The organism is Mesorhizobium delmotii (assembly GCF_900149755.1).
Classification (GTDB): domain Bacteria; phylum Pseudomonadota; class Alphaproteobacteria; order Rhizobiales; family Rhizobiaceae; genus Mesorhizobium; species Mesorhizobium delmotii.
This window is the reverse complement of the sequence record NZ_FUIG01000026.1, coordinates 72756-98201: the sequence shown is the minus strand read 5'-3', so window position 1 is coordinate 98201 and position 25446 is coordinate 72756. Positions and strand designations below refer to the sequence as shown.

Here is a 25446-nt window from a genome sequence, read left to right as displayed (position 1 = left end):
CTATGCCAGAAATTCATTCCGAGGTCGCCGATCTAAGTCAGTTGGCGCAAATCAGACAGTTCGAGGATGACGCCATGAGCGTCGGTCGCGCTGGCATGTTCTACCAGATCGAATGACCATCGTTGAGCGCTTTCTGCCACTTCGGCACGGTAATCCCGGCCTTTGTGGAACAGGCCGCGCGCGCCGGCCGTCAGCCACGGCGCCGACAGTTCGAGCAAGACCGGAAGCGACGCCAGCGCTCTGGCAGTGACGATTTGAGGTGTTGAAACAAACGGATAGGCGTCGTCGATGCGACGCGCGACGACCCTGGCGGGCAGGTTGAATTGGCCGACGACCGCTTGCAGGAACGATGCTTTTTTCCGATTGCTTTCAACCAGATCGATGCTGGCGCCGTCGCGCTCGGCAAGCAGGAACGCAAGCACAAGGCCGGGAAAACCGCCGCCAGAGCCGAGATCGATCCAGCGCTTCGCCTCTGGTTTGATTCGCACCAGCTGCGCGCTGTCGAGGATGTGGCGGCGCCAGACATCGTCCTGCGTCGACTGCGCCGCCAGGTTTATCCGGCGGTTCCATTTCTGGAAGACCGTCTCGAACTCTACCAGGCGTTCGAATGTTTCACGTGAAACCGGACCGGCAGCCTCTTGCAGGCTCGCCCATGAGGCAGCGCTCACGCAACATTCCTTCGTGCAGCAGCCTCGGCGTTGCGGACATGCGCGACAATGATGGCCAGTGCAGCCGGCGTCATGCCTTCCATACGCTGCGCATCGGCGATCGAGCGCGGCTGACGCGCCGCCATTTTTTGCTTCAGCTCGTTGGACAGGCCCGGAACAGAAGCGAAATCGAGCGATTCCGGGATCAAGCGGCTCTCCTCATGCCTGATCTGCGTGACATCGGCATGCTGGCGGTCGAGATAGACCGAATATTTCGCCTCCGTTTCGAGACGTTCGGCCGTCTTGGCGTCGATGCCGCCAAACTGCGGCGCGATTCGGGCCAGCCAACCGACATCGACACCCGGATAGGCCAGCAATTCGTAAGCGGATCGGCGCACACCGTCCCTGTTGATCTCGAGCCCATGGCGCGCCGCTTCGTTGGGGGTCATGGTCGTGCCAAGCGCAAGGTCCCTCGCCTTTTCAAGGTCCTGCACGACGTCGCTAAACCGTTGCATCCGCTCCTGCGAGGCAATCCCGAACTTCATCGCCAGCGGCGTGAGCCGCTCATCGGCGTTGTCGGCCCGCAGCGACAGCCGGAACTCGGCCCGCGAGGTGAACATCCGGTAAGGTTCGGCGATGCCGCGGCTGGTCAGGTCGTCGACCATGACCCCGATATAGGCCTCGGTGCGACTGAGCACGATCTGGTCGCTCGCCGAAGCCTGCCGCGCGGCGTTGAGGCCGGCCAGCAGCCCTTGCGCGCCGGCCTCCTCGTAACCGGTGGTGCCGTTGATCTGCCCTGCCAGAAAAAGACCGGAGATTCGCTTGGTTTCCAGCGTCGGCTTGAGCTCGCGCGGATCGACATGGTCATATTCGATGGCGTAACCCGGCTGCAGCATGGTGGCACGCTCAAGGCCAGGAATGGTTTTTAGAATGTCGAGCTGTACGTCCTCCGGCAGCGAAGTCGAAATGCCGTTCGGGTAGACGGTGTCGTCGTCCAGCCCTTCCGGCTCAATGAAAATCTGGTGGCCCTCGCGGTCGCCGAACTTGACGATCTTGTCCTCGATCGACGGGCAGTAACGCGGCCCAACGCCTTCGATAGAGCCGGAATACATTGCGGAACGGCTCAGATTGGCGCGGATCAGCTCATGCGTCGCCGCGGTCGTTCGCGTGATGCCGCAATGGATCTGCGGGTTGTCGATGCGGTCGGTCATCAGCGAAAACGGCACGGGATTGTCATCGGCCGCCTGACTCTCCAGCGACGCCCAATCGATCGTCCGCCCGTCCAACCGTGGCGGCGTGCCGGTCTTCAGCCGCCCGAGCTTGAAGCCGGCGCGGCTCATCGTGGCCGACAGGCCGAGGCTGGCCTGCTCGTTCATGCGGCCGGCAACGATCTTCTTCTCGCCGATATGGATCAGCCCGCGCAGAAAGGTGCCGGTCGTCAGCACCACGGCGCAGCAAGCAAGTCTGCGACCATCCGCCAGCAGCACGGCCGCTATGCATCCATCGTCGATTTCGAAATCCAGAACCTCGCCCTCGACCACGTCGAGACCGGCCTGCTCGCGAATCGCCGCCTGCATGGCGAGCCGATAGAGTTTTCTGTCCGCTTGCGTCCGCGGCCCGCGAACTGCCGGGCCCTTGCGGCGGTTGAGCAAACGGAACTGGATGCCGGCCGCATCGGCGACGCGCCCCATCAGCCCGTCCATGGCGTCGATCTCGCGAACCAGATGCCCCTTGCCGAGCCCGCCGATCGCCGGATTGCACGACATGACGCCGATCGTATCGAAGCGCAGTGACACCAAAGCCGTTTTCGCGCCAGCGCGCGCGGCAGCGCTGGCCGCCTCGCAACCAGCATGGCCGCCGCCCACCACAACCACATCATAGTGATCGGTCATTTTCAGAATCCCGAATTGAAGTCGCCCGACACATGTCGCCGAGAACCTGCGCTGTCAAGGACAGCTCGACGAATCGTTTCACGTGAAACAATTCCGTCCGCGTTGATTGGGAGGTGTTTCACGTGAATCACAGCGCTGGCTCCTCTGCCAGAGGATCCGATTTGCCCAAGCCAAAAAAGGAGATGTCGGAGTTGGTTACCAGCGCTACTCATCGAAGCGGAGTGGGACGCAGAACCCTCCGATCATTCCCTCAGGCGCTGAGGCGCGAGGAAGCTAGCGAGACGCTGGAGGGACAGCGCCCCCCTCTGTCCTGCCGGACATCTCCCCCACACGGGGGGAGATCGGCCGTCATCTCCGCTTTCGCCAATGGTCAGGGCTGAAGGAGGAGCGGGACGACGAAGCTGCCAATCTCCCCACTCGTGGGGGAGATGTCCGGCAGGACAGAGGGGGGCGCGAAGGATCGCCGACGCTCCATCTCCATCGCTGCGTTCTCCCACTCCCATGTTTCACGTGAGTCATTTTCCGATGCAGAACTGCGCAAAAATGACGTCCAGCATGTCCTCGACATCGACCGCTCCAACAATGCGGCCAAGCCTATCCGCTGCCAGCCGCAATTCCTCGGCCCGCAGCTCCTGCCCCCGTTCGCTCCCTGTCACTGCCGCCAGCAGGAACCGTTTCGTTTCGTTGAGAAGGTCGACGTGCCGCAGCCGCGACGGCAGAATATCGCCGGCTTGGCCGATCTGCGCCGCGGCGCGACGGGCGATCTCCGCCAGTAGCTCCGCCAGCCCTGTCCCGTCCCTGGTCGAGATTACCGCGTCGTAGCGCGCCACAAGCGATTCATCCCGCAGCAAATCGACCTTCGTCCCGATCCTCAATGACGGGACATCGGCCGGTATTGCCCCGATGGGGACCGGCTCCGCTATATCCTCCAGCACCAGCAACAGATCGGCAGTGCCGGCCTTGCTCCTCGCCCTTTCGATACCGATCGCCTCGATCCTGCCGGGTGTTTCGCGCAAGCCGGCGGTGTCGGTTACTCTTATCCGCATCCCCTCCAGATCCAGCACCACTTCGAGCAGATCGCGGGTGGTGCCGGGCTCTTCGGTGACGATCGCCGCCTCGCGCCGGGCCAGAGCGTTGAACAGGCTGGATTTGCCGGCATTCGGTGCGCCGAGGATGACGACCTCGAACCCGTCGCGGATGATCTCGGCGGCCCGGAACCCTTGGACATGATGCTCGATCTCGTCGATCATCGCGCGGACGTCCGACCAGACCGTCTCAGCAACGGAACCCGGCACATCGTCTTCGTCGGCAAAATCGATCTCGGCCTCGATCATCGCCCGCGTATGAATGAGCCGTCGGCGCCAGCTTAGATAGAGCTCGCTCTGCGCCCCTTCGGCATTCTGCACGGCAAAGCGCCGCTGCGCCTCCGTCTCGGCATTGACGAGATCGGCCAGCGCCTCGGTCTCGACCAGATCGACCTTGCCGTTGAGAAACGCACGGCGGGTGAACTCGCCCGGTTCGGCATGCCTGACGCCGTCAAAGCCGGCGATCGTTTCCAGCATCCTGGCCACCACGGCACGCCCGCCATGGACATGGAATTCGGCGATGTCCTCGCCGGTAAAGCTGTTGGGCCCGGCAAAAAAGACGACCAGGCCGCTGTCGAGCACCGGTCCGTCGGGCGCCTTGAACTTGCGATAGGCGGCAACACGGTTCTGAACCATCGAACCGGCAATCGTTTCGACGACGAATCGACTTTGCGGGCCGGAAATGCGGATCACGGCAACACCAGCGGGCAGGCGGCCGCTTGACAGGGCAACTATGGAATCACCTGAAATCATTTGCCGACCCAGCACAACCGCCCTAGCTTCGCTTATTCATGACAATTCGCCGAGTGCCCGACCGTGACCGCGCAAAATCTGCCCGCGCAAAATCTGCTTGCCGAAGAGGCGAGCCCCTATCTGCAGCAGCATAGCGGCAACCCGGTGCATTGGCGGGCGTGGTCGCCGGCGTCGCTCGCCGAAGCAAGGGCGCTGCAGCGGCCAATCCTGCTCTCAATCGGCTACGCCGCCTGCCACTGGTGCCATGTCATGGCCCACGAAAGCTTCGAGAACGACGACGTCGCCGCCGTCATGAACCGTCTCTTCGTCAATATCAAGGTCGATCGCGAGGAGCGGCCGGACATCGATCAGATCTATATGGCCGCGCTGTCGTCGATGGGCGAGCAGGGCGGATGGCCGCTGACAATGTTTCTGACACCTGACGGAAAACCTTTCTGGGGCGGCACCTATTTTCCGCGCGAAGCACGCTACGGCCGCCCGGGCTTCGTCCAGGTGCTGGAGGCGGTCGACAAGGCGTGGCGGGAGAAGAAAGAAAGCGTTAACCAAAGCGCCGACGGCCTGACCACACATGTCGAGGCGCGGCTGGCGGGCACGCATGCCAAGGCCGTGCTCGATCGCGACACGCTCGCCACGCTCGCCAACGGTATCGACGGCATGATCGACCGGGATCTGGGCGGCCTGCGCGGCGCGCCCAAATTCCCCAATGCGCCGTTCATGCAGACGCTCTGGCTGTCCTGGCTGCGCGACGGCGCCACAGCCCATCGCGACGCCGTCCTGCTCAGCCTAGAAAAGATGCTGGCGGGCGGCATCTATGACCATATCGGCGGCGGTCTCAGCCGCTATTCGACCGATGCCGAATGGCTGGTGCCGCATTTCGAAAAGATGCTCTACGACAACGCTCAGCTTATCCGGTTGTGCAACTGGGCCTATGCGGCATCAGGCAATGAATTGTTCCGGGTGAGAATCGAAGAGACGGTCGACTGGCTCTTGCGCGAGATGCGCGTCGATGGCGGTGCCTTCGCTGCCAGTCTAGACGCCGACAGCGAGGGCGAGGAGGGGTTGTTCTACACCTGGAGCAGGGATGAGATAGAAACCGCTCTCGGCGACGAATCAGCCTTATTTTTCCAACACTTCACACTTTCCAGCCCGCATGGTTGGGAAGGCAAGCCGATCATCCACCAGACTGAGGCCCAGCAAACGCAAAGCGTCGCCGATCGCGACCGGCTCATTCCGCTGAAAGAAAAATTGCTGGCAGCCCGAGAGCAGCGCGTCAGACCCGGGCGTGATGAAAAAATCCTGACCGATTGGAACGGCCTGGTGATCGCGGCTCTCGCCGAAGCCGGGCGCGCCCTGAAACGGATCGACTGGATCGAGGCGGCGGAACAGGCCTTTGCTGCCATTGCCAGCGCTGGTCGAGACGGCCGGCTGCCGCATTCGATGCTTAGCGCAAAGAAGCTTTTTCCGGCGCTGTCGAGCGATTACGCCGGCATGACCAACGCCGCGATCTCATTGTTCGAGGCTACCGGCACATCGAGTTATGCCGAGCTGGCCGGCCAATTCATCGCGCAGCTCGATCAATGGCATAGCGATGAGAGCAACACCGGCTACTATCTCACCGCGTCGGACAGCAGCGACGTGCCGATCCGCATCAGGGGCGATGTCGACGAGGCCATTCCGTCAGCGGCCGGCCAGATCATCGAGGCCATGGTTCGATTGTCTTCGCTTTCGGGCTATCTCGAATTGCAGGAAAAGACCTTGAAGGTCGCCGAGCACGCGGCCGGCCGTGCGGCGCACCAGGCCTATGGCCAAGCGGGTGTCGTCAACGCCTGTGCCTTGGCGATCGAGCCGTTGAAGCTGGTGCTGGTGGAGAACCCGGAGAATCCGGGGCTTGTTCCGGTCGCGAATCGAAATCCGGACCCGCGCCGGATCGACACTATCGTGCCGGTCGGTTCGGCGACAAACCTGCCGATGCTCCCAGGCGGCGTTCTGCCGCCAACGACCGAGCCTGGCGCCTGGCTGTGCACCGGGCAGGTCTGCCTGCCGGTGATAACGGACGCTGAGGAGCTTGAGCGGCGGTTGCGGCGCGGATAGGTGAGGGGATGCTGCGCGGGCTCTCCCTTCTCCCCTTGTGGGAGAAGGTGGCCGAGCGACAGCTCGGTCGGATGAGGGGTGTTCCAGCTTGGCACCGCCGCATTCCGTCCAGCATCCCTCAACCGTCTTGGCGCTACGCGCCAATCCACCTTCTCCCACAGGGGGAGAAGGCAGGAAGGGGCAGCGCTGTCCAACCCCTTACGTATTCATCGAATCGAAGAAATCCGCGTTGGTCTTGGTCTGCTTGAGCTTGTCGATCAGGAACTCGATGGCGTCGGTGGTGCCCATCGGCGCCAGGATGCGGCGCAGCACGAAGATCTTCTGCAGATCCTGGCGGGCGACCAGCAGGTCTTCCTTGCGGGTGCCGGACTTGAGGATGTCCATGGCCGGATAAATGCGCTTGTCCGCGACCTTGCGGTCGAGCACGATTTCCGAGTTGCCGGTACCCTTGAACTCTTCGAAGATGACCTCGTCCATACGGCTGCCGGTGTCGATTAGCGCGGTGGCGATGATGGTCAGCGAGCCGCCTTCCTCGATGTTGCGGGCGGCACCGAAGAAGCGCTTCGGCCGCTGCAGCGCATTGGCGTCGACACCGCCGGTCAGCACCTTGCCGGATGACGGCACCACGGTGTTGTAGGCACGGCCGAGTCGGGTGATCGAATCCAGCAGGATGACGACGTCGCGCCCGTGCTCGACAAGGCGCTTGGCCTTCTCGATCACCATTTCGGCGACCTGAACGTGGCGCACCGCCGGCTCGTCGAAGGTCGAGGAAACGACCTCGCCCTTCACCGAACGCTGCATGTCGGTGACTTCTTCCGGCCGCTCATCGATCAAGAGCACGATCAAATAGCATTCGGGATGATTGGTGGTGATCGAGTGGGCGATGTTCTGTAAGAGCACCGTCTTGCCGGTGCGCGGCTGCGCCACGATCAGGGCGCGCTGGCCTTTACCGAGCGGCGCCACCAGGTCGATGACGCGGGCCGAAATGTCCTTCGAGGTCGGAACATCCATTTCCATCTTCAGCCGCGACGTCGGATAAAGCGGCGTCAGATTGTCGAAATGGATCTTGTGGCGGATCTTTTCCGGGTCGTCGAAATTGATCGTGTTGACCTTGAGCAGCGCGAAATAGCGCTCGCCCTCTTTCGGGCTGCGGATCGGGCCTTCGACCGTGTCGCCGGTCTTCAGCGAGAACCGGCGGATCTGCGACGGCGAAATATAGATATCGTCCGGACCCGGCAGATAATTGGCATTGGCCGAGCGCAGGAAGCCAAATCCGTCCTGCAGCACTTCGACGACGCCGTCACCGATGATCTCGATATCCTGGGTCGCCAGCCGCTTCAGGATCGCGAACATCAGCTCCTGCTTGCGCATCACACTGGCGTTCTCGACCTCGAGCGATTCGGCATAAGCGATCAGCTCTGGCGGTTTCTTGTTCTTGAACTCGGTGAGTTTCATTTCTTGCATCATTAGACGGACTCTGAGTGAGTAAGCATGGGGAAATATCGGCGGGATGCGACAAATGCCGGGCGCGGCCGAAGCGATGAATGGGCGGCGCATGACGGGAAGGAAGACCCGTCTTTTATCGTTGGTCGACTGAAAGAGCAAGCCGCCTTTTGTCAGCGCCGCGCGTCTCTCTTGACGCGCAAAGGGACGCTGTAAAACTTCTTGAGTTCCGCATCGTACTTTCCGAAAATCGGCTCCGATTTCTGGCCGATGCGGCGGCGTCAAAACGGCTTCACGATGACCAGCACGACGATGACGATCATCAGCAATGTGGGGATCTCGTTGACGATCCGCCAGTGCTTCGCGGGCTTTTCGTTGCGGTCCTCGGCGAATTTACGAACCGCACCGGCCAGATAGCCGTGAGCGGCCGACAGGCCAAGCACAGCGGCGATCTTGGCATGCAGCCAGCCGCCCTGAAAACCGAAACCCTTCCAGGCCAGCCAGAGGCCGAACGCCCAGGTGATGATCATGGCCGGATTGATGATGCCGCGCAGCAGCCGGCGCTCCATCACCTTGAAGGTTTCCGACTGGACGGAGCCTTTCTCCGCATCGGCATGATAGACCAGCAGCCGCGGCAGATAGAGCATGCCCGCCATCCAGGAGATGACGGCGATGACATGGATCGCCTTCGCCCAGGGATAGAAATCATCCGGCTCGGACAGGAACAGAAGCGCAGCCAGGGCGAGCAAGATGACGATGGCGATCGCTGCTCGACGCATCGCTCCCGCCCCGCTGCTGTCCGCACCACTGTTGGCGTTATTCGTGTCGGTCATCGACGTGCCCGCACCATCTTCACCATCGCCTCGACATGCGCGATCGGCGTCTCCGGCGTGATGCCATGGCCGAGATTGAAGATCAGCGGCCCATCGCCCAATGCTTTCAGGATTGCGTCGACGCCGTCGCCTAGCGCCTTGCCGCCGGCCACCAGCCGCAACGGATCGAGATTGCCCTGTACAGCGCCACCGCGCTGCAGTTCCTTCGCTTCCGTCAGCGGCACGGTCCAGTCGAGCCCCAGCCCCGTCACGCCGGTTTTTTGGCGATAGCTGCGATAGTGGGCGCCGGCGCCCTTGGGAAAGCCGATGATCGGAACGTTGGGATGGACGGCCCGAACCTGCCTGACGATCTCCGCCACCGGCCCGACGCAAAAGGCCTCGAAGGAAACTTCATCGAGCACGCCGGACCACGAGTCAAATATCTGCACCACATCGGCGCCGGCTTCGATCTGGCGGATCAGATAGGCGGCCGAATGATCGGCAAGGACGTTCAGCAGCTGCAGGAAAGCCGCCGGCTCGCGATAGGCAAACAGCCGCGCCGGCGCCTGGTCTGAGGTGCCGTGGCCGGCGATCATATAAGTCGCCACCGTCCACGGCGCGCCGCAGAAGCCGATCAGCGTCGTTTCATCAGGCAGTTTTGCCCGCAAACGTCTGACCGTCTCATAGACCGGTTCGAGATTCACGTGAAACGTTTCGCCGTCGAGAGCCGCAATCTCCGTTGCCGAGATCGGCGTCAACAGCGGCCCGCGTCCCTCCTCGAAGCGCACGTCACGGCCCAGCGCATGCGGTACGACAAGGATATCGGAAAACAGGATCGATGCGTCGAAGCCGAAGCGTTCGATCGGCTGCAGCGTCACTTCCACGGCAAGATCGGGATCGTAGCAAAGGTCGAGGAACGATCCGGCCCGCCTGCGTGTCTCCCGATATTCCGGCAGATAGCGGCCAGCCTGGCGCATCATCCAGATCGGCGGCGGAAACGCAGCCTTGCCCTTCAACACGTCCAGCATGATCCGGTTTTCAGGCATTCAGCACTCGCCTCTCCAGGCTTCTCTATAATTAAATATTCTATTTCTAGGAATCTTATGATTCTAAGAGTCTGTTGGTATCGGTGGTTGTCTGCTGTCCCGCTTTGCCCCGGAAAAGGCCAGCCAGCATATTGTCGCGTACTTCTTCTGCCGGATAGGAGGACTTTGGGGACAGTTGGAGATTTCCAACTGGAGTCAATGCGTTGCCGCCCGCGCAAAGAAAATGGGCCTGTGGATGACGCCGAGTCAAAAAAGCCCGTCCCCGGACTTGTCCCCAGCTGCCCGACGAAGCCGACAGCGCATCGAATTGTGGACAAACTGGCATCTGATACAGTCGCCCCGAACCGGCCGATCTTTCCGACCGACCTTATCCACATCGGCCCACAGCTTGGAACGAACCCCTGTGAACAAACCCCAGAGCTTCTTTCACCTTCACCTGATTTCCGATGCCACCGGTGAAACGCTGCTGGCGGCCGGCCGCGCGGCTTCGGCGCAATATAAGGATGCGCGCGCCATCGAGCACATCTATCCGCTCATCCGCACCGAAAAGCAGGTGACGAAAGTGTTCGAGGACATCGAGGAGGAGCCAGGCATCATCCTCTATACGGTCGTCGACCAGAAGCTCGCCCGCGGCATCGACGAACGCTGCGCCGCCATGGGCCTGCCTTGCGTCTCCGTACTGGAACCGGTGCTGACCGTGTTCCAGTCCTATCTCGGCACGCCGGCCGGCCGCCGCGTTGGCGCCCAGCATGTCCTCGATGCCGAATACTTTCGCCGCATCGACGCGCTCAACTTTACCATGGAGCATGATGACGGACAGCTGCCGGCCAATATGGACGATGCCGACATTGTGCTCGTCGGCATTTCGCGCACCTCGAAGACGCCGACCAGCATCTATCTCGCCAATCGCGGCATCAAGACCGCCAATATCCCGATCGTGCTCGGCGTGCCGGTGCCGGAAAGCCTGGTCAACGCCACGAAGCCGCTGATCGTCGGGCTGATCGCCACCGCCGAGCGCATCTCGCAGGTTCGCCAGAACCGCATCCTCGGCAACACCAGCGCCTATGAGCCGACCGACTATGTCGACCGCGCCGCGATCAGCGAAGAGCTTGCCTATGCCCGCAAGATCTGCACCCGGCATGGCTGGCCGATGATCGACGTCAGCCGCCGCTCGATCGAGGAGACGGCGGCGGCTATCGTTGCCCTGCGCGGCAAGACACGCTAGGACTCGGGCGCTTGTGCTGTGGGCGGTCCTTTCCTTCTCCCCTTGTGGGAGAAGGTGGCCGAGCGAAGCTCGGTCGGATGAGGGGTGTTCCAGCTTGGCACCGACGGCACTCCGTCCAACACCCCTCAACCGTCTTGGCGCTGCGCGCCAATCCACCTTCTCCCACAAGGGGAGAAGGAAAGATCGGGCGATAAAAATGACCGAAAAAATCATCCTTGCCTCGGGCAGCCCGTTCCGTAAGGCGCTGCTTGTCAATGCCGGCGTGGCGGTCGAGGCGGTTCCGGCGGAAGTCGACGAGCGCGCGCTCGAAGCTCCCTTGCAGGGCAGCGGTATCTCGCCCGAGGACGTCGCACTGGTGCTTGCCGAGGCCAAGGCCACCGAGGTCAGTGAGCGAAAGCTCGGCGCCCTTGTGCTCGGCTGCGACCAGACGCTGTCGCTCGGCGACGAAGTGTTCCACAAGCCAGCCGACATGGAAGCCGCGCGCCGCCATCTCTTGGCGCTATCGGGAAAGACCCATCAACTCAACAGCGCCGTCGTGCTGGCCCGCGACGGCGCGGTCCTGTGGCGGCATGTCGGCATCGCCAGCCTGACCATGCGAAAGCTCGAGCCCGCCTTCATCGGCCGCCATCTTGCGCGGGTCGGCGCCAAGGCGCTGTCCAGCGTCGGCGCCTACCAGATCGAAGGCGAGGGCATCCAGCTGTTCGAAAGAATAGAGGGCGACTATTTCACCATTGTCGGCCTGCCGCTGCTGCCCGTCCTGGCCAAGCTGCGTGACCTCGGAGCCATCGATGGCTGAGGTCGCGAAAAAGGCCTTCGTCACCGGCCACCCGGTCGCGCATTCCCGGTCGCCGAAGATCCATGGCTATTGGCTGGCGAAGTACGGTATCGACGGCAGCTATCAGGCGATCGACGTCGCGCCGGAGGCTTTTGCCGAATTTGTCAAAACGCTCGCGGCGAATGGCTATCGTGGCGGCAACGTCACCATCCCGCACAAGGAGGCCGCCTTCGCGCTGGCGGCGCGCCGCGACGATGCGGCCGAACAGATCGGCGCGGTCAATACGCTCTGGTTCGGGGGCGGAAAACTGTGGGGCGGCAACACCGACGCCCATGGCTTTGCCGCCAATCTCGACCAGCATGCGCCGGGCTGGGCAGACTATGGCCCGGCCGTGGTGCTCGGTGCCGGCGGCGCCTCGCGCGCGGTCATCCATGCGCTGAAGCAGCGCGGGGTTGACGATATCCGCATCGTCAACCGGACGCTCGCCCGAGCCGAGGAGCTGCGCCACCGCTTCGGCGGCGGGGTCTCGGCCCACAGCACGGCCGCGACCGGCGAGCTGCTTGCCGATGCCGGCCTGCTGGTCAACACGTCAGCGCTCGGCATGCACGGCAATGAAGGCCTGTCCGCCGATCCGGCCAGGCTGCCGGACCATGCCATCGTCACCGACATTGTCTATGTGCCGTTGGAAACGCCATTACTGGCCGCAGCCAGAGCACGGGGCCTGAAGACCGTCGACGGGCTCGGCATGCTTTTGCACCAGGCGGTGCCCGGCTTCGAGCGCTGGTTCGGCATCAGGCCGCAGGTCACTGCCGAATTGCGGCAGATGATTGTCGCCGATCTTGGCGCCCAAGCAATGACCAGGGAATGAAAAGCATGATCGTGCTCGGCCTCACCGGATCGATCGGCATGGGCAAGTCGACGACCGCAAAGATGTTTGCCGAAGCCGGCGTGCCCGTCCACGATTCGGATGAGGTGGTACATCGCCTCTACGTCGGCAAGGCCGCTCCGCTGGTCGAGGCGGCTTTTCCCGGAACGACAAAATCCGGGTCGGTCGACCGCACCAAGCTGGCCGAGCGGGTGCTCGGCGATGCAGCCGCGCTGAAACGGCTGGAAGCGATCATCCACCCGCTGGTCCGCGCCGACGCCGACGCCTTCCTGGCCAGGAACCGCGCTGCCGGCGTACCGCTTGTCGTACTCGACATCCCGCTGCTGTTCGAAACCGGCGGCCGCGACCGCGTCGACAAGGTCGTGGTCGTCACCGCCTCGCCCGACATCCAGCGTGCCCGGGTGCTGGCGCGGCCGGGCATGAGCGAGGAGAAACTGGCGTCGGTCCTGGCCAGGCAGGTTCCCGACGCCGAAAAACGTAAGGCTGCCGATTTCGTCATCGACACCGGACAGGGTTTTGATGCGGCGCGCGCGGCGGTCAATGCGATTGTCGCCGAACTGGTCGGGGATAAAGCCGGCAAGCCTGCTTAACGCGCTTGCGTCCGGCGTAATATGTTGCCAATTTGTTCCCTTCATGATTCGGCAAAAATGACGCCGGAACCAACGGACTGATTCGATGCGCGAGATCATCTTCGATACGGAAACCACCGGTCTCGATTTCCGTGATGACCGCGTCATCGAGCTTGGCTGCATCGAGTTGGTCAATCGGTTCCCGACCGGCCGCACCTTCCACCATTACATCGATCCGCAAGGACGACCGATTCATGCGGAGGCGCAGGCCGTTCATGGCATCAGCGCCGCCGACCTCATGGGCAAGCCGACCTTCAGCGACATCGCCGAGGAGTTTCTTGCCTTCATCGACGGCGCCAAGCTGGTCGCCCACAATGCCACTTTCGATATCGCTTTCCTCAATGTCGAGTTCGGTCGGCTTGGCCACCCGGTCGTTGATCCCGGACTTGTCGTCGACACGCTGGCGCTGGCGCGCCGCAAGCATCCGATGGGCCCCAATTCGCTGGACGCGCTGTGCCGGCGCTATGGCATCGACAATGCCCGCCGAACCAAGCACGGCGCGTTGCTCGATTCGGAATTGCTGGCCGAGGTCTATATCGAGCTCATCGGCGGCAAGCAGGCGGCGCTCATCCTCGACAGTGCCACGGCGCCGGCCGGCGGCAGAAGAAATGTCGACGACATCGACATCAGCATCGGCGTGCGGCCGATTGCGCTGCCGTCTCGCCTGACCGAAGCAGAGCGCAGCGCGCACGCGAGCATGGTCGGCACATTAGGCGAAAAGGCGCTCTGGCTGCGCGTCGCCCCCGAAGCGAGTTCCGCGGCATAGTGATTGTGACGGGAGCGCTCCGTCGACCCCCCTCTGTCCTGCCGGACATCTCCCCCTCAAGGGGGGAGATTGGCAGCCCCAGCGTCTCGCTCATTCTTGCGAGGATGAAGATTGGCGACGGCCGATGTGAAGTCCGATCTCCCCCCTTGAGGGGGAGATGGCCGGCAGGCCAGAGGGGGGCGCTGTCCCGCCGACATCTTAAACAAAAAAACCCGGTTAAACAAAAAACCCGACGCGAGGCCGGGTTTTTCAAACGTCACCGAGCAATCGCCTCAGCTCGCCTTGGCCTTGCCGGCGGCCTGGTCCTCGGCCAGCTTCTGCTGGAACATCTGCGCGAAATCGATTGGGTCGAGCATCAGCGGCGGGAAGCCGCCATTGCGGGTGGCCTCGGCGATGATCTGCCTGGCGAACGGGAACAGCAGCCGCGGGCATTCGATGAACAGCAGCGGCAGCATGTGCTCCTGCGGGAAGCCGCTGATGGCGAACACGCCGCCATAGACCAGCTCGACGTTGAACAGCACTTCCTTATCGAAGGACGCCTTGGCGTTCAGCGTCAGATTGACGTCGAACTGCTTGTCCGAAAGCGGGTTGGCGTTGACATTGACGTTGATGGCGATGCCGGGGGCCTTGTCGCGGCCGCGCAGCGAGTTCGGCGCGCCGGGGCTTTCGAAGGAAAGGTCTTTCACATATTGGGCAAGCACGTTGAGCGAAGGCTGCGTCGCGTCGCCGTTGCCACTGGCCGCGCCGGTCGGCGCGTCGTCTTTGCTGGCCATAAGCCTTTGTCCTTTTGCCTCGGCAGCGTTGCTGACCGGATTGAAATCGGGCGTTCGCTACCATGGTCGGCATGACAAGACAAGGTTTGGCGACCTGCTCGCAGGGCTACGAACTCGGGTTAACGCACTTTAGGGATTGCGGTTGATCTGATTCCATGGGGCTTCGATGATTCGGAGCCGTGCCATGGCCCTTGCCACCCTCGAAGGATTTGAGAAGCCGTGCCTGAAGGCGCTTCTGGAGCATTTCGCCGCGATCGAAGATCCGCGTGAGCCATGGCGGGTGGCGCATCCGCTGCCGGAAGTCCTGCTTCTGGTTGTCTGCGGCACGATCTGCGACTGCGACGACTATGATTTGATTGCCGATTGGGGCGCGGCGCGTCTCGACTTCCTGCGCCGCTACTTGCCCTATCATCACGGCGTGCCGGGCGGGCGCTGGCTGACCATGCTGATGAACCGCATCGATCCCGGCCTGTTCTCGGCCGCCTTCACCTCATGGGTGCGCCAGACATGGCCCGACAAGCCGGACTTCGTCGCCATCGACGGCAAGACGTCACGGCGCAGCCACGATCGCGGCGCTGGCAAGGCCGCGCTGCATCTGGTCTCGGCCTTCGCCACCACTGCCCGTCTCGTGCTCGGACAGGAGGCCGTCGCTGACAAGAGCAACGAGACGACCGCGATCCCGGTGCTTGTCGAGCGCCTGGCGGCAAATGACGGCCTCAAGGGCACGCTCGTCTCGATCGACGCCATCGCCACCAATGCCGCCATTGCTACCACCATCAGGGATGCCGGCGCCTGCTCGCCGTCAAGGCCAACCAGCCGACGCTCAGAGCCGAGATCGAGCGCTATTTCGACGACGCTCCAGCCGATTGCCTCGACAGCTTCGTCGATCTCGACAAGGGCCATGGCCGCATCGAGCAGCGCACCGTCACCGTCTCGCGCGAGACTGGCTGGCTCGAAGGCCAGCGCCGCTTTCCCGGTGAACTGCGCCTGCCAGACGCCACAACCATCGTGCGCGTCAGCTCGCGCACTGGACTGAAGGACAAAAGCCGCTTCGACACGCGATACTTTATCGCCTCCGCCGAACGGGCCGCTCATGCCGTGCGCGGCCACTGGCTGGTCGAGAACGCTCTGCACTGGACCCTCGACGTCGTCTTCAACGACGACCAGTCGCGTCTCAGAAAAGGCCACGGCGCTCTCAACATGGCCATCGTGCGCCATTTCGCTCTCAACCTCGTCAGAGCCGTCAGCGACAAGCACTCCATCAAACTCAGACGCAAAAAGGCAGGCTGGAGCACCGACTACCTCGCCGCAATCCTCGGCGACCTACGCCGTTAACCTGGATTCGGAGCCCTGGACCTGCTCGTCCTTAAAGGCGACCTACTCATCCTTGAGGCGGCGCCAGGGGGAATTGTGATCCGGGCCGCGCTCGTCGCCGCGCGAATAGTCGCTGTCGTCGAGGTCGATGGTCTTGTCGCGTTGCCGGGCCCCGAATCCGCCGGTGCCGAAACTGGTGGCCAGCACGATGCGGCTTTTCAACAGGCGCCAGGCGAGGTCGCGGACCGGCGGCAGGAACAGCAGAATGCCGAAAATGTCCGTGATGAAGCCGGGAATGATGAGCAGGATCGCGGCCAGAACGATCATGGCGCCGTGCGCGAGCTGGCGGCTTGGATCACGTCCCGCGTCCATTTCGGCACGGACCCGGGTCATGACGCCGAAACCCTGGTATCGCAACAACAGAGCGCCGACGATGCTCGAAGCCAGCACCAGGCCGACCGTCGCCAGCGCGCCGACCTGGCGGCCGACAACGACGAAACCGGCGATCTCCAGCAGCGGAAGCGCAAGGATGAACAGGGGAAGCAGCGAAATGCGCAAATCTTGACCGATCGTTACCGTGTTTTGCCGGCCGGCGGGCAATCGCCGCTGGCACTGAACCTTTTAGATAGGTATGGCTGCCTTTAATTTGAATGATTGCAGCTTGCGTTCTATATGCTTTGGATGTTGAACGCTATGCGACCGCAGCCATTGCCTGGCCGGGCGGTCCGGCCGGAGTAGGGATTGATTGGCGGAAGATATGGGATTCTTCGACTTCGGCACGATTTTCTTTCTGGTTGCGGCGGTTGTGATTTTTTTCCAGCTGCGCAATGTGCTCGGCCGCCGCACCGGCAGCGAACGCCCGCCCTTCGATCCCTATACGGCGGGCCGCACGCGCGAGGACGCCCAGAAGCCCGAGAATGTGGTCTCGCTGCCGCGCAAGCGAGCGCCGGGAGAGCCGGCAAGCGACGCCTATGCGGCGATCGACGCCTTCGCCAAGCCTGACACCGATCTCAACAAGGGCCTGCGCACGATCAAGGACAATGATCCGGCATTCGACCCGAAGACCTTCGTCGACGGCGCCAAGATGGCCTATGAGATGATCGTCATGGCCTATGCCGATGGCGATCGCAAGACGCTGAAGAACCTGTTGTCGCGCGAGGTCTATGACGGCTTTGTCGCGGCCATCGGCGACCGCGAGGCGAAATCGGAAAAGATCCAGTCCTCCTTCGTCGGCATCGACAAGGCCGACATCGTTTCCGCCGAGATGAAGGGCAGCGAGGCGCATATCACGCTGCGCATCGTCAGCGAACTGATTTCGGCGACGCGCGACAAGGCCGGCGCCGTCATCGACGGTGATCCCGAAACCGTCGCCGAGGTCAAGGATGTCTGGACCTTTGCCCGCGATACGCGCTCGCGCGACCCGAACTGGAAGCTCGTCGCCACCGAAGAAGAAGACTGAGCCCGGACCACGGCGGGGTCTGTCGTGTCGCTTTCTCAGGCGTTCAGCGAAAAATCCTTTGACGATCTGCCCGGTTGGGACGAGGACGACCATCTGGCTGCGTTCGCCGCTTTCCGGCGCTCGGCTTTTCATGTCCTGACGAAACCCTATCGCTCCGGCGGGCTCGGCGTCGACTTCAATGCCTTCACCGAAGTCTACGCTGCAGCCCGCACCGTGTCGCCAACCGACCGGCGCGAAGCCCGCGCCTTCTTCGAGCGGCATTTCATCCCGGCGCACATAGGAGCCGAAAGCGGCGGCGCCGGCCTCGTCACCGGCTTCTATGAACCCGTGGTCGGCGCCTCGCCGGTGCGAACCGAACGATTTGCGGTGCCGCTGCTGTCGCGTCCGGCCGATCTCGTCGACATTGACGACGCCAACCGGCCGCACGGCATGGATCCCTATCTCGCCTTCGGCCGCGCCACGCCGAACGGACCGGTCGAGTATTTCGACCGCGGCGAGATCGAGCGCGGCGCGCTTGCTGGCAAGGGTTTGGCTGGCAAGGGTTTGGAAATCGCCTGGCTCGCCGACAAGGTCGACGCCTTCTTCATCCACGTACAAGGTTCTGCGCGGCTCACCATGACCGACGGCCGGCTTTGCCGCGTCACCTATGCCGCCAAATCCGGCCAGCGCTTTACCGGACCGGGCAAGATCCTGAGCGAGACAGGCGAAATCCCGCTCGAAGCGGTGACCATGCAGTCGGTCCGCGCCTGGTTCCAGGCGCATCCGGATCGCATCGACGAGATCCTGTGGCGCAACCGCTCCTATATTTTTTTCCGCGAGACTTCGGTTAGCGAGGCGGCTGTCGACGACCCGGAACTCGGGCCGATCGCTGCCGCCAAAGTGCCGCTGACACCGGGCCGCTCCGTCGCTGTCGACCGTCTGCTGCATACATTCGGGACGCCGTTCTACATCGATGGGCCGTCGCTGACCGCTTTCGACAACAAGCCGTTCCGGCGGCTGATGATCGCGCAGGACACCGGCTCTGCCATTACCGGGCCAGCCCGTGGCGACCTGTTCGCCGGAACGGGACATGCGGCCGGCGAGATCGCCGGCGTTATCCGCAACCCTGCCGATTTCTACGCGCTGATACCGCGTCCGCTTGTACCGGGAGCGGGGCGATGACCCGGCGCATCGACAGGCTGAGCGAGGACGACCGGGTCCTGTGGAACCTGGTGGCGCGCACCGCCAAGCCGCTGAAGGGCAAGTCCGCCATCGACAGTCCGGACATCGGCCCGGGCATCGCTGATGACACGAAGCCACCGCCGCGTGTCCAGGCGATGGCTCCGGCTGCGGCGGCGAAAGCCAAGACGCAGCATGTTTCGCATGCACTCGACGAACCGACGCTGGAAAAGCTGTCGAAGGGCCGGCTGCCGATCGAAGGCCGCGTCGACCTGCATGGCCTGAGCCAGGACGAAGCCTATTCGCTGCTGTTTTCCTTCCTGCACCGGGCGCACGCCGGCGGCATTCGCTACGTGCTGGTCATCACCGGCAAAGGCTCCTCGTCGGGCGGCGACGGCATCCTGCGGCGCGCCGTGCCGGCCTGGCTGTCGACACCCGCATTCAGGCCGCTCGTCTCCAGCCACGACCATGCTGCCCGCAACCATGGCGGCTCGGGCGCGCTCTACGTCCGCCTGCGGCGCGCGCGCACATGAGAATGCACCCCATGAGGATGCACTTGTGACTCCGTTCGGCGAAAAGCTTCGCGCCCTGCGAAGCGAACGCGGCGTCAGTCAGAAGGCCATGGCCGAGGCGATCGGCGTCAGCGCCGCCTATCTGTCGGCGCTGGAGCATGGTCGCCGCGGCGCGCCGACCTGGACGCTGATCCAGAAGATCATCGGCTATTTCAACGTCATATGGGACGATGCCGAGGAACTCGCACGGCTGGCCGAGACCTCGCACCCACGGGTGAAGCTCGACACGTCGGGCCTCAGCCCCGCCGCCACCGAGCTTGCCAATGTTTTGGCCGAAAACATCGAAAAACTCGACGAAGCGGCGCTTCGCCGCATCACCGCATCGATCCGCGCCGCGCTGAAGCAGCCAAAGTGACGGCCTGCTACTGGACCGCGCCGACCAGAACCGGCTGGCCATCACGGATCGAGACCCAGCGGCCGGTATTGTCGATCGCTTGTCGCTTGAGGAAGCGGTAGCCGGTCCGGTCCCATGAGCGGACCTTTCCGTCCAGATTGTCGAGGATGTAGTCGCCCTTGCTTGTGCGCACCGTAAGCACGGCATGGCCTTCGCCGTCCGGCTTGCGCACGACGGTCATCAGAAGATTGGCGTAGGACAGGCCCAAGCGGTTCAATTCGCGGCGCTTTTCCAGGACATAGTCCTCACAGTCGCCAACGCCCTTGACGGGATAGGCCCAGACCTCGTCCCTGCCATAGATGTCGATGTCGCTTATCGGCTTGACGGCGGTGTTGACCTTGGCATTGACGCTGAGGATCTTGCGCCAGAGCGCACCGGTCATGGTGGCGGGGGCGAGATGGCCCGGGTGGATCGAGCATTCGGCCGGACTGGTCTTGCAGAAATCATAGTGGCCGATCGGCTGCGATGTCGGCCCGCCGGTTGCCATTGGTCCGGCCGCCGATGCCGTCGTCGACCAGCCTGTCGCAAGTGCCAGCCCAAACAGTGCGCACACGCATAGCGTTCTCGCCAGTGGTGAGGAAATCATTGTCCCCCTCGTCCCTTGTTGTTAACGAAAGGTTAAGGGCGATTGACAGTCCCTGTCAATTATACCAACGGCCAGTTTTGCGACATGGTTACCCGCGCGGCCGAAACAGCGGCTATTGTGCAACAGATCGACTGAGCGGACACGAGACCGCCGTTCCACCGGCCGCTCCCTTACTTGCTGGCGATGCGGACCAGCTTCGGCTTCACCGCAACGCGGGTCTGGCGGCCATAACTGGTGATGAAGTCGACGATGCGCGGCACGATTTCGGAGCGGAAGCGCGAGCCGTTGAAGACGCCGTAATGGCCGACCGCCGGCTGCATATAGTGAGCGTGCCTGTCCGCCGGGATGTTGACGCAGAGGTCGTGCGCGGCCTGGGTCTGGCCGAGGCCGGAAATGTCGTCGTTCTCGCCCTCGACCGTGAACAGGGCGACATTACGGATATCGGAGGGATCGATGGCCACGCCGCGATGCGTCATTTCGCCCTTGGGCAAGGCGTGGCGGACAAACACGGTGTCGACCGTCTGCAGGTAGAACTCCGCCGTCAGATCCATCACCGCCATATATTCGTCGTAGAAGTCGCGGTGCTTCTCGGCATTGTCGCCATCATTCTTCACCAGATGCATGAAGAAGTCCTTGTGGGCGATGATGTGGCGGTCGAGATTCATGCTCATGAAGCCCGAAAGCTGCAGGAAGCCGGGATAGACCTCGCGGCCGAAGGCCGGTACCGGCCACGGCGCCTGCATGATGACGTTGTCGCGGAACCAGTCGACGCCCTTCTCCTCGGCCAGAAGGTTGACCGCGGTCGGATTGCGGCGGGTGTCGATCGGCCCGCCCATCAGCGTCATTGTCGAGGGAACGAACGGGTCGCCGCGCGTTTCCATCAGTGCCACCGCCGCCAGCACCGGCACCGAAGGCTGGCACACCGCCATGACGTGGGTGTCGGGCCCCAGCGCATGCAGCATGTCGACAATGTAGTCGATATAGTCGTCGAGGTCGAAGCTGCCCTCGCTGAGCGGTACCATGCGGGCGTCGACCCAGTCGGTGATGTGGACGTCGGCATGGGGCAGCATCGCCTCGACCGTGCCGCGCAGGAGCGTTGCATAGTGGCCCGACATCGGCGCCACGATCAGCAGCTTCGGATCAGGCCGGCGGCCGGCGGAAACCGCCCGCTCGAATCGGAGGAGATTGCAGAACGGCCGCGACCACACGGTCTTTTCGGTGACATCGACGCTTTTCCAGTCGACCACGGTCTTGGTCAGGCCGAATCGCGGCTTGCTGTAGCGGCGCGTCGTGCGCTCGAACAATTCGGCGGTTGCCGCGACCGAGCGGCCCCACGACGTGTGCGTGAATGGATTGAGCGGATTGGTGTAGAACATCCGCACCGCATCGGCATAGAGGCGGGCCGGCTGCACGGCGGCGTGGTTAAATTCGTAGAACTGGTAGAACATCGAGAACCCCGCTGCTGCGACCGAAGGGACGACAGCAGCGTCGAGCCTTGAATCTCTCGCGCGGAGGTTAACAACAAACTGCTGCGATGCAATACGTCAAGTGAAGTGATTTATGCTCATACTTTCGTTTAAGCTGTTGAAAACCGGCTTTGAACGGCGGGAGCCGGCTTATTGTGCGAATGCGAAGGCCGGCAACGGGCAATCGCTACAGCATAATCTCAGACGCGTGGCATCAAACGCGGTCGGTGCACACAGCGGTATGGCCCGAACTGATGAAGCCGAGCCGTCTGGCGGCGCCCTTCGACAGGTCGATCACGCGACCTCTAATGAACGGGCCGCGGTCGTTGATGCGCACGACGACGCTGCGGCCATTGTTGCGGTTGGTGACCTTCAGCTTTGTGCCGAAAGGCAAGGTGCGGTGCGCGGCGGTCAGCGCCGACGGGTTCATCCGCTCGCCGGAAGCGGTCTTCGAGTGCAGCGCGTACCAGGAGGCGCGGCCGCATTGAGCGGCGGCAGGGGATGCGGCGACCATCAGGCCAGCCGCGATCGTCACCGCGACAAGCGCGGTCTGGTTTGGTTTCTTCATCTGCGGCAAATGGCTCCGTTTGACAGACCCGGCCGTTACGGATCGAATGTGGCACGAAATGCGGCAATCGTCTGGCGGTTCCATGACTACTGTACACGTTTGGAGTCGGCGGGAAACAGTCTGTCAGGGAATGTTTAGATTGTGCCGATGTATGTCTGGTGGTCTTCGCACCCGCACCCGGGTGTTGCCGGCAAGAACCGGCCTTATCATGCAAGTAGATGTGAGAGCGATCGGGTCGCTTCCTTTCGCTTTGCCGTGGCGGTCATGGCTGAATTGAGGATCGACTTGGGAAGGAAATTCCGACGATGAGATTGATCAAAAATCTGCTGGCGTTGATCGTGCTCGCCATCGGCGCGCTCTGGTCGCTGCAGGGCGTCGGCCTGGTCGGAGGCAGCTTCATGACCGGCCAGTCGCAATGGCTCTATATCGGCATCGTCACCGTGCTGGTCGGGCTGGGCGGATTGGTGTGGGCGAACCGTTCGCGCCCCTGACATTGATACTGGCCTGACATTCACATTGAAATGGATCATTGATCAGGCCGGGTACCCTTCACCGCGTTTCGGGCAACCGGCTGCAAACAAGCATTTCTCGTTTTGCATCCTCCTCAGGCAAATCCATGCTGCGGATGGCCGAGGATTTGAAAACTGATCCCTGTATTCGCGGTTAAGTATAGTAGTCTTATCGACATTACAGAAATTGGAGAGGATGATGAGCGACGGCAGCCTCCATATCGATCGCCGGCGGGGCATCCGCCTTCAATGCCGAGCGCGCTGGCTGCCCAGCTGCCTCTATGCCCTCAAGGGCGCAAAACGTCCGCCAAAATGGCCGCAGCGGCTTGAAAACGAAGCAAAATCAACGGTGCTCGGCTTGTATATCATGTCACTAGAATTTATGTGTCATGTAAGCTTGGACGCGGTGGGGACGCACGCCAGGCGTTTCACAACCGGTGGCCCTGCGCCATCGCACAACAGAGAAACGTTCGGTCTATGCTCACGAAAAAGGGCAAATACGGCCTCAAGGCGCTCGTCCATCTCGCGCGGCTGCCGGTTGGACAGCTCGCCTTCGTTGGCGATATCGCCACCGGAAACAACATTCCGAAGAAATTTCTCGATGCCATCCTGGTCGAGCTGCGCAACGCCGGCTTCGTCCAGAGCCGCAAGGGCAAGGAGGGCGGCTATCGCTTGGCGCGGCCGGCGGATGAAATCAAGATCGGCCATGTGGTGCGCGTGCTCGACGGGCCACTGGCCCCCATCCCCTGCGCCAGCCGCACCCGATATCAGCGCTGTGAAGACTGCAACGAGGCGACATGCCAAGTCCGACATCTGATGCTGGAGGTCCGGCAAGCGATCGCCGAGGTGCTGGATCAACGCAGCCTCGCCGAGATGCGCGATATCGCCGGCGAAGAAGACCTTTCGGTTGCGTTGGAGTTTCAGGCCTGAGCCGGAACCGACGGCTCCCGAGGCAATTGGTGCGCGCATGACCGGTCGCGCAAATTCGATCGTCCCGAATTCGATCATTATTGTCGGCGGCGGCGCCAGCGGCGTCGTCCTTGCCGCGCATCTCCTGAAGTTGCCCAATCCCGATCTCCGCGTCACGCTGATCGAAAAGCGTCCGCATTTCGGACAGGGCATCGCCTATTCCACGCTGCTGTCGGCGCATGTGCTGAATGTCAGCGCGGCCGGCATGAGCGCCTATGCCGACGACCCCGGCAATTTCTGGCGCTGGCTGCTTGAACGCGGCCTGGCAACTCCAGAGCAGGCGCCGGCCTATGCGCCGCGCAGCGTCTATGCCCGCTATCTGAAGGAGCTGCTGGACGAGCTCGAGGCTCGCGAGACCGGGCGTCTTCGGCTGATCCGCGAGGAGAGCCTGTCGATCTCGCCGACTGCGTCCGGGGTCGAGGTGACGCTGGCCAACGGCACCAGCGTCGTCGCCCATCTTGCCGTGCTGGCGACCGGGCATGACGAGGAGCCGGGCGCCGGCCAGGGCCACGCGATCAGGATGGGATCAGAGGCCGACACCGCGCTGGACCCCGAATCCCGAGTCCTGGTGCTGGGCACCGGCTTGAGCATGGCCGATGCCTTCCTGTCGCTCGAACAGCGCGGCCATCGCGGTGAGATCGTGGCGGTGTCGCGGCGCGGTCTGCTGCCTTCGCCGCATCGCAAGGGCAATCCGATCAAGCTCGACGTCGCCGACATTCCGCTCGGCACCCAGCTTTCCTACTTTGTCGGCTGGTTCCGCGATCTGATCCGGGAAAACCAGAAGGCCGGCATCGACTGGCGCGATGTCGTCGACGGTCTCAGGCCGTTCAACCAGAAGATCTGGCAGAACTGGCCGTCTTCGGCCAAGCGCCGCTTCGTCGAGCACACCAAGGCGTGGTGGGATATCCACCGCCATCGCATGGCGCCGGAAGTCTATGGCCGCGTCACCGAGGCGGTTCAATCGGGCCGCATCCGGCTTGTCGCCGGGCGCGTCGTCGGCATCACCGCGGGTGACGATTTCAGCGTGCAGGTCCAGTCGCGCCACACGCAAAACATCGAGACGTTCGAAGTCGCCCGCATCTACGACTGCACCGGCATCGCCAGGGACATCTCGACTACGTCGAACAGCGTGGTGCGGTCGCTGGTCGACCGCGGGCTGGCGCGGCCGGACCCGCTACGCCTTGGCCTCGACGTATCAGACAATTGCGAGGTCATCGCCAGCGACGGCACCGTCTCAGCCAAGATCCTGGCGGTCGGGCCACTGACGCGCGGCACCTTCTTCGAGATCGACGCCATTCCGGATATTCGCGTTCAGTGCGCGCGGCTGAGCCGGCGGCTGCTGGGGTGAGGCAGAACCTGTTGATGCCGGAGGGACCGATGCCACGCGCACTCTTGCGACGGTGATGATTGGCGAAAGCAGCCGAGCGCTCAATCTCCCCCCTTGCGGGGGAGATGGCCGGCAGGCCAGAGGGGGGTGGGAAGGATCGCTGCAGAAGGCATTTGGGTTGGGACCACCGGCAGCGAAAGCCGGAATCCCATTCCCCGTCTGGCCAATGGATTGGCACGATCTATCTTCTTTCAGACTGCAAACGGCTGGAAAAGAAGATAGGCTGACAGTCTGCCCAAGT

Annotated in this window: 24 protein-coding genes and 1 pseudogene; 14 read left to right on the top strand and 11 right to left on the bottom strand. The window is 62.8% G+C overall.

Annotation, left to right across the window (positions count from 1 at the left end; genetic code table 11):
* Positions 1–32: 32 nt before the first annotated feature.
* The 3 genes from rsmG to mnmE all read right to left on the bottom strand — a co-directional run bounded on the left by rsmG (position 33) and on the right by mnmE (position 4377).
* Positions 33–668, bottom strand: coding sequence for a 16S rRNA (guanine(527)-N(7))-methyltransferase RsmG (rsmG, locus tag BQ8482_RS17125; RefSeq protein ID WP_123148721.1), 636 nt, complete (start codon positions 666–668; stop codon positions 33–35).
* Positions 665–2539, bottom strand: a complete 1875-nt coding sequence (gene mnmG / locus BQ8482_RS17120; RefSeq protein ID WP_123148720.1) for a tRNA uridine-5-carboxymethylaminomethyl(34) synthesis enzyme MnmG — start codon at positions 2537–2539, stop codon at positions 665–667. Before mnmG ends, rsmG begins: the two co-directional genes overlap by 4 nt.
* Before the next feature lie 515 nt (positions 2540–3054).
* Positions 3055–4377, bottom strand: a complete 1323-nt coding sequence (mnmE, locus tag BQ8482_RS17110) for a tRNA uridine-5-carboxymethylaminomethyl(34) synthesis GTPase MnmE (protein ID WP_123148719.1) — start codon at positions 4375–4377, stop codon at positions 3055–3057.
* Positions 4378–4440: 63 nt separating this feature from the next.
* Here mnmE and BQ8482_RS17105 point away from each other — a divergent pair, with 63 nt between their 5' ends.
* A complete protein-coding gene (locus BQ8482_RS17105; protein ID WP_244602850.1) occupies positions 4441–6468 on the top strand; it encodes a thioredoxin domain-containing protein in 2028 nt (675 codons plus the stop codon).
* Between the two features lie 198 nt (positions 6469–6666).
* On the opposite strand, the gene rho is transcribed toward BQ8482_RS17105, so the two are convergent.
* From rho to hemE, 3 genes are all read right to left on the bottom strand, one after another.
* Positions 6667–7932, bottom strand: coding sequence for a transcription termination factor Rho (gene rho, locus BQ8482_RS17100; protein WP_027153631.1), 1266 nt, complete (start codon positions 7930–7932; stop codon positions 6667–6669).
* Between the two features lie 260 nt (positions 7933–8192).
* Positions 8193–8744 carry a protoporphyrinogen oxidase HemJ gene (gene hemJ, locus BQ8482_RS17095; RefSeq protein WP_123148718.1) on the bottom strand — a complete coding sequence of 184 codons (552 nt, stop codon included), beginning with the start codon at positions 8742–8744 and terminating at the stop codon, positions 8193–8195.
* Positions 8741–9769 (bottom strand): uroporphyrinogen decarboxylase, encoded by a 1029-nt coding sequence (gene hemE / locus BQ8482_RS17090; RefSeq protein WP_123148717.1) that lies wholly within the window; start codon positions 9767–9769, stop codon positions 8741–8743. Before hemE ends, hemJ begins: the two co-directional genes overlap by 4 nt.
* Before the next feature lie 403 nt (positions 9770–10172).
* On the opposite strand from hemE, the gene BQ8482_RS17085 reads away from it, so the two are divergent.
* From BQ8482_RS17085 to dnaQ, 5 genes are all read left to right on the top strand, one after another.
* Complete coding sequence (locus BQ8482_RS17085; protein WP_123148716.1) at positions 10173–10994, top strand: pyruvate, water dikinase regulatory protein; 822 nt, start codon at positions 10173–10175, stop codon at positions 10992–10994.
* Between the two features lie 196 nt (positions 10995–11190).
* Positions 11191–11790 carry a Maf-like protein gene (locus BQ8482_RS17080; protein ID WP_123148715.1) on the top strand — a complete coding sequence of 200 codons (600 nt, stop codon included), beginning with the start codon at positions 11191–11193 and terminating at the stop codon, positions 11788–11790.
* Positions 11783–12637: a shikimate dehydrogenase gene (locus BQ8482_RS17075; RefSeq protein ID WP_123148714.1), complete on the top strand. Its 855-nt coding sequence runs from the start codon at positions 11783–11785 to the stop codon at positions 12635–12637. Before BQ8482_RS17080 ends, BQ8482_RS17075 begins: the two co-directional genes overlap by 8 nt.
* Positions 12638–12642: 5 nt before the next feature.
* Positions 12643–13245, top strand: a complete 603-nt coding sequence (gene coaE, locus BQ8482_RS17070; protein WP_123148927.1) for a dephospho-CoA kinase — start codon at positions 12643–12645, stop codon at positions 13243–13245.
* 85 nt (positions 13246–13330) lie between these two features.
* Positions 13331–14050 carry a DNA polymerase III subunit epsilon gene (gene dnaQ, locus BQ8482_RS17065; RefSeq protein WP_123148713.1) on the top strand — a complete coding sequence of 240 codons (720 nt, stop codon included), beginning with the start codon at positions 13331–13333 and terminating at the stop codon, positions 14048–14050.
* A gap of 272 nt (positions 14051–14322) precedes the next feature.
* Here the strand turns inward: dnaQ and secB are convergent, their stop codons facing one another.
* The gene (secB, locus tag BQ8482_RS17055) at positions 14323–14823 is read right to left on the bottom strand and encodes a protein-export chaperone SecB (protein WP_123148712.1); all 501 of its coding nucleotides are present in this window, start codon (positions 14821–14823) and stop codon (positions 14323–14325) included.
* A 184-nt stretch (positions 14824–15007) separates the two neighbouring features.
* On the opposite strand from secB, the pseudogene BQ8482_RS17050 reads away from it, so the two are divergent.
* Positions 15008–16158 (top strand): annotated as a pseudogene (locus BQ8482_RS17050) (ISAs1 family transposase).
* 42 nt (positions 16159–16200) lie between these two features.
* Here the strand turns inward: BQ8482_RS17050 and BQ8482_RS17045 are convergent.
* Complete coding sequence (locus tag BQ8482_RS17045; protein WP_123148926.1) at positions 16201–16695, bottom strand: FxsA family protein; 495 nt, start codon at positions 16693–16695, stop codon at positions 16201–16203.
* 199 nt (positions 16696–16894) lie between these two features.
* Between BQ8482_RS17045 and BQ8482_RS17040 the strand changes: the two genes are divergently transcribed.
* From BQ8482_RS17040 to BQ8482_RS17025, 4 genes are read left to right on the top strand one after another with little or no spacing between them, the layout of a single operon-like run.
* Complete coding sequence (locus BQ8482_RS17040; protein ID WP_123148711.1) at positions 16895–17596, top strand: Tim44/TimA family putative adaptor protein; 702 nt, start codon at positions 16895–16897, stop codon at positions 17594–17596.
* 24 nt (positions 17597–17620) lie between these two features.
* A complete protein-coding gene (mltA, locus tag BQ8482_RS17035) occupies positions 17621–18757 on the top strand; it encodes a murein transglycosylase A (RefSeq protein WP_123148710.1) in 1137 nt (378 codons plus the stop codon).
* Positions 18754–19287, top strand: a complete 534-nt coding sequence (locus tag BQ8482_RS17030; protein ID WP_123148709.1) for a Smr/MutS family protein — start codon at positions 18754–18756, stop codon at positions 19285–19287. The genes mltA and BQ8482_RS17030 overlap by 4 nt, the downstream gene beginning before the upstream one ends.
* 25 nt (positions 19288–19312) lie before the next feature.
* Positions 19313–19681, top strand: a complete 369-nt coding sequence (locus BQ8482_RS17025; RefSeq protein WP_123148708.1) for a helix-turn-helix domain-containing protein — start codon at positions 19313–19315, stop codon at positions 19679–19681.
* Positions 19682–19688: 7 nt separating this feature from the next.
* Here BQ8482_RS17025 and BQ8482_RS17020 read toward each other — a convergent pair whose 3' ends face one another.
* The 3 genes from BQ8482_RS17020 to BQ8482_RS17010 all read right to left on the bottom strand — a co-directional run bounded on the left by BQ8482_RS17020 (position 19689) and on the right by BQ8482_RS17010 (position 22340).
* The gene (locus tag BQ8482_RS17020; RefSeq protein WP_123148707.1) at positions 19689–20306 is read right to left on the bottom strand and encodes a transglutaminase-like cysteine peptidase; all 618 of its coding nucleotides are present in this window, start codon (positions 20304–20306) and stop codon (positions 19689–19691) included.
* A 170-nt stretch (positions 20307–20476) separates the two neighbouring features.
* On the bottom strand, positions 20477–21754 hold the full coding sequence (locus tag BQ8482_RS17015; protein ID WP_123148706.1) for a polyhydroxyalkanoate depolymerase: 1278 nt from the start codon (positions 21752–21754) through the stop codon (positions 20477–20479).
* Between the two features lie 232 nt (positions 21755–21986).
* The gene (locus BQ8482_RS17010; protein WP_123148705.1) at positions 21987–22340 is read right to left on the bottom strand and encodes a septal ring lytic transglycosylase RlpA family protein; all 354 of its coding nucleotides are present in this window, start codon (positions 22338–22340) and stop codon (positions 21987–21989) included.
* Between the two features lie 305 nt (positions 22341–22645).
* Here BQ8482_RS17010 and BQ8482_RS17005 point away from each other — a divergent pair, with 305 nt between their 5' ends.
* From BQ8482_RS17005 to BQ8482_RS16995, 3 genes are all read left to right on the top strand, one after another.
* The gene (locus tag BQ8482_RS17005; protein ID WP_123148704.1) at positions 22646–22831 is read left to right on the top strand and encodes a hypothetical protein; all 186 of its coding nucleotides are present in this window, start codon (positions 22646–22648) and stop codon (positions 22829–22831) included.
* 495 nt (positions 22832–23326) lie between these two features.
* Entirely contained in the window at positions 23327–23779 is a 453-nt protein-coding gene (locus BQ8482_RS17000; RefSeq protein ID WP_123148703.1) for an RrF2 family transcriptional regulator, read from the top strand.
* A gap of 37 nt (positions 23780–23816) precedes the next feature.
* Entirely contained in the window at positions 23817–25166 is a 1350-nt protein-coding gene (locus tag BQ8482_RS16995; protein ID WP_123148702.1) for an FAD/NAD(P)-binding protein, read from the top strand.
* Positions 25167–25446: the final 280 nt, after the last annotated feature.

Bases quoted from the DNA above. Each gene is read 5' to 3' on its own strand.
- mnmG (WP_123148720.1), bottom strand. From the start codon at position 2,539: ATGACCGATCACTATGATGTGGTTGTGGTGGGCGGCGGCCATGCTGGT.
- mnmE (WP_123148719.1), bottom strand. From the start codon at position 4,377: ATGATTTCAGGTGATTCCATAGTTGCCCTGTCAAGCGGCCGCCTGCCC.
- rho (WP_027153631.1), bottom strand. From the start codon at position 7,932: ATGCAAGAAATGAAACTCACCGAGTTCAAGAACAAGAAACCGCCAGAG.
- hemJ (WP_123148718.1), bottom strand. From the start codon at position 8,744: ATGACCGACACGAATAACGCCAACAGTGGTGCGGACAGCAGCGGGGCG.
- hemE (WP_123148717.1), bottom strand. From the start codon at position 9,769: ATGCCTGAAAACCGGATCATGCTGGACGTGTTGAAGGGCAAGGCTGCG.
- BQ8482_RS17080 (WP_123148715.1), top strand. From the start codon at position 11,191: ATGACCGAAAAAATCATCCTTGCCTCGGGCAGCCCGTTCCGTAAGGCG.
- BQ8482_RS17075 (WP_123148714.1), top strand. From the start codon at position 11,783: ATGGCTGAGGTCGCGAAAAAGGCCTTCGTCACCGGCCACCCGGTCGCG.
- coaE (WP_123148927.1), top strand. From the start codon at position 12,643: ATGATCGTGCTCGGCCTCACCGGATCGATCGGCATGGGCAAGTCGACG.
- dnaQ (WP_123148713.1), top strand. From the start codon at position 13,331: ATGCGCGAGATCATCTTCGATACGGAAACCACCGGTCTCGATTTCCGT.
- secB (WP_123148712.1), bottom strand. From the start codon at position 14,823: ATGGCCAGCAAAGACGACGCGCCGACCGGCGCGGCCAGTGGCAACGGC.
- BQ8482_RS17040 (WP_123148711.1), top strand. From the start codon at position 16,895: ATGGGATTCTTCGACTTCGGCACGATTTTCTTTCTGGTTGCGGCGGTT.
- BQ8482_RS17030 (WP_123148709.1), top strand. From the start codon at position 18,754: ATGACCCGGCGCATCGACAGGCTGAGCGAGGACGACCGGGTCCTGTGG.
- BQ8482_RS17020 (WP_123148707.1), bottom strand. From the start codon at position 20,306: ATGATTTCCTCACCACTGGCGAGAACGCTATGCGTGTGCGCACTGTTT.
- BQ8482_RS17015 (WP_123148706.1), bottom strand. From the start codon at position 21,754: ATGTTCTACCAGTTCTACGAATTTAACCACGCCGCCGTGCAGCCGGCC.
- BQ8482_RS17010 (WP_123148705.1), bottom strand. From the start codon at position 22,340: ATGAAGAAACCAAACCAGACCGCGCTTGTCGCGGTGACGATCGCGGCT.
- BQ8482_RS17005 (WP_123148704.1), top strand. From the start codon at position 22,646: ATGAGATTGATCAAAAATCTGCTGGCGTTGATCGTGCTCGCCATCGGC.
- BQ8482_RS17000 (WP_123148703.1), top strand. From the start codon at position 23,327: ATGCTCACGAAAAAGGGCAAATACGGCCTCAAGGCGCTCGTCCATCTC.
- BQ8482_RS16995 (WP_123148702.1), top strand. From the start codon at position 23,817: ATGACCGGTCGCGCAAATTCGATCGTCCCGAATTCGATCATTATTGTC.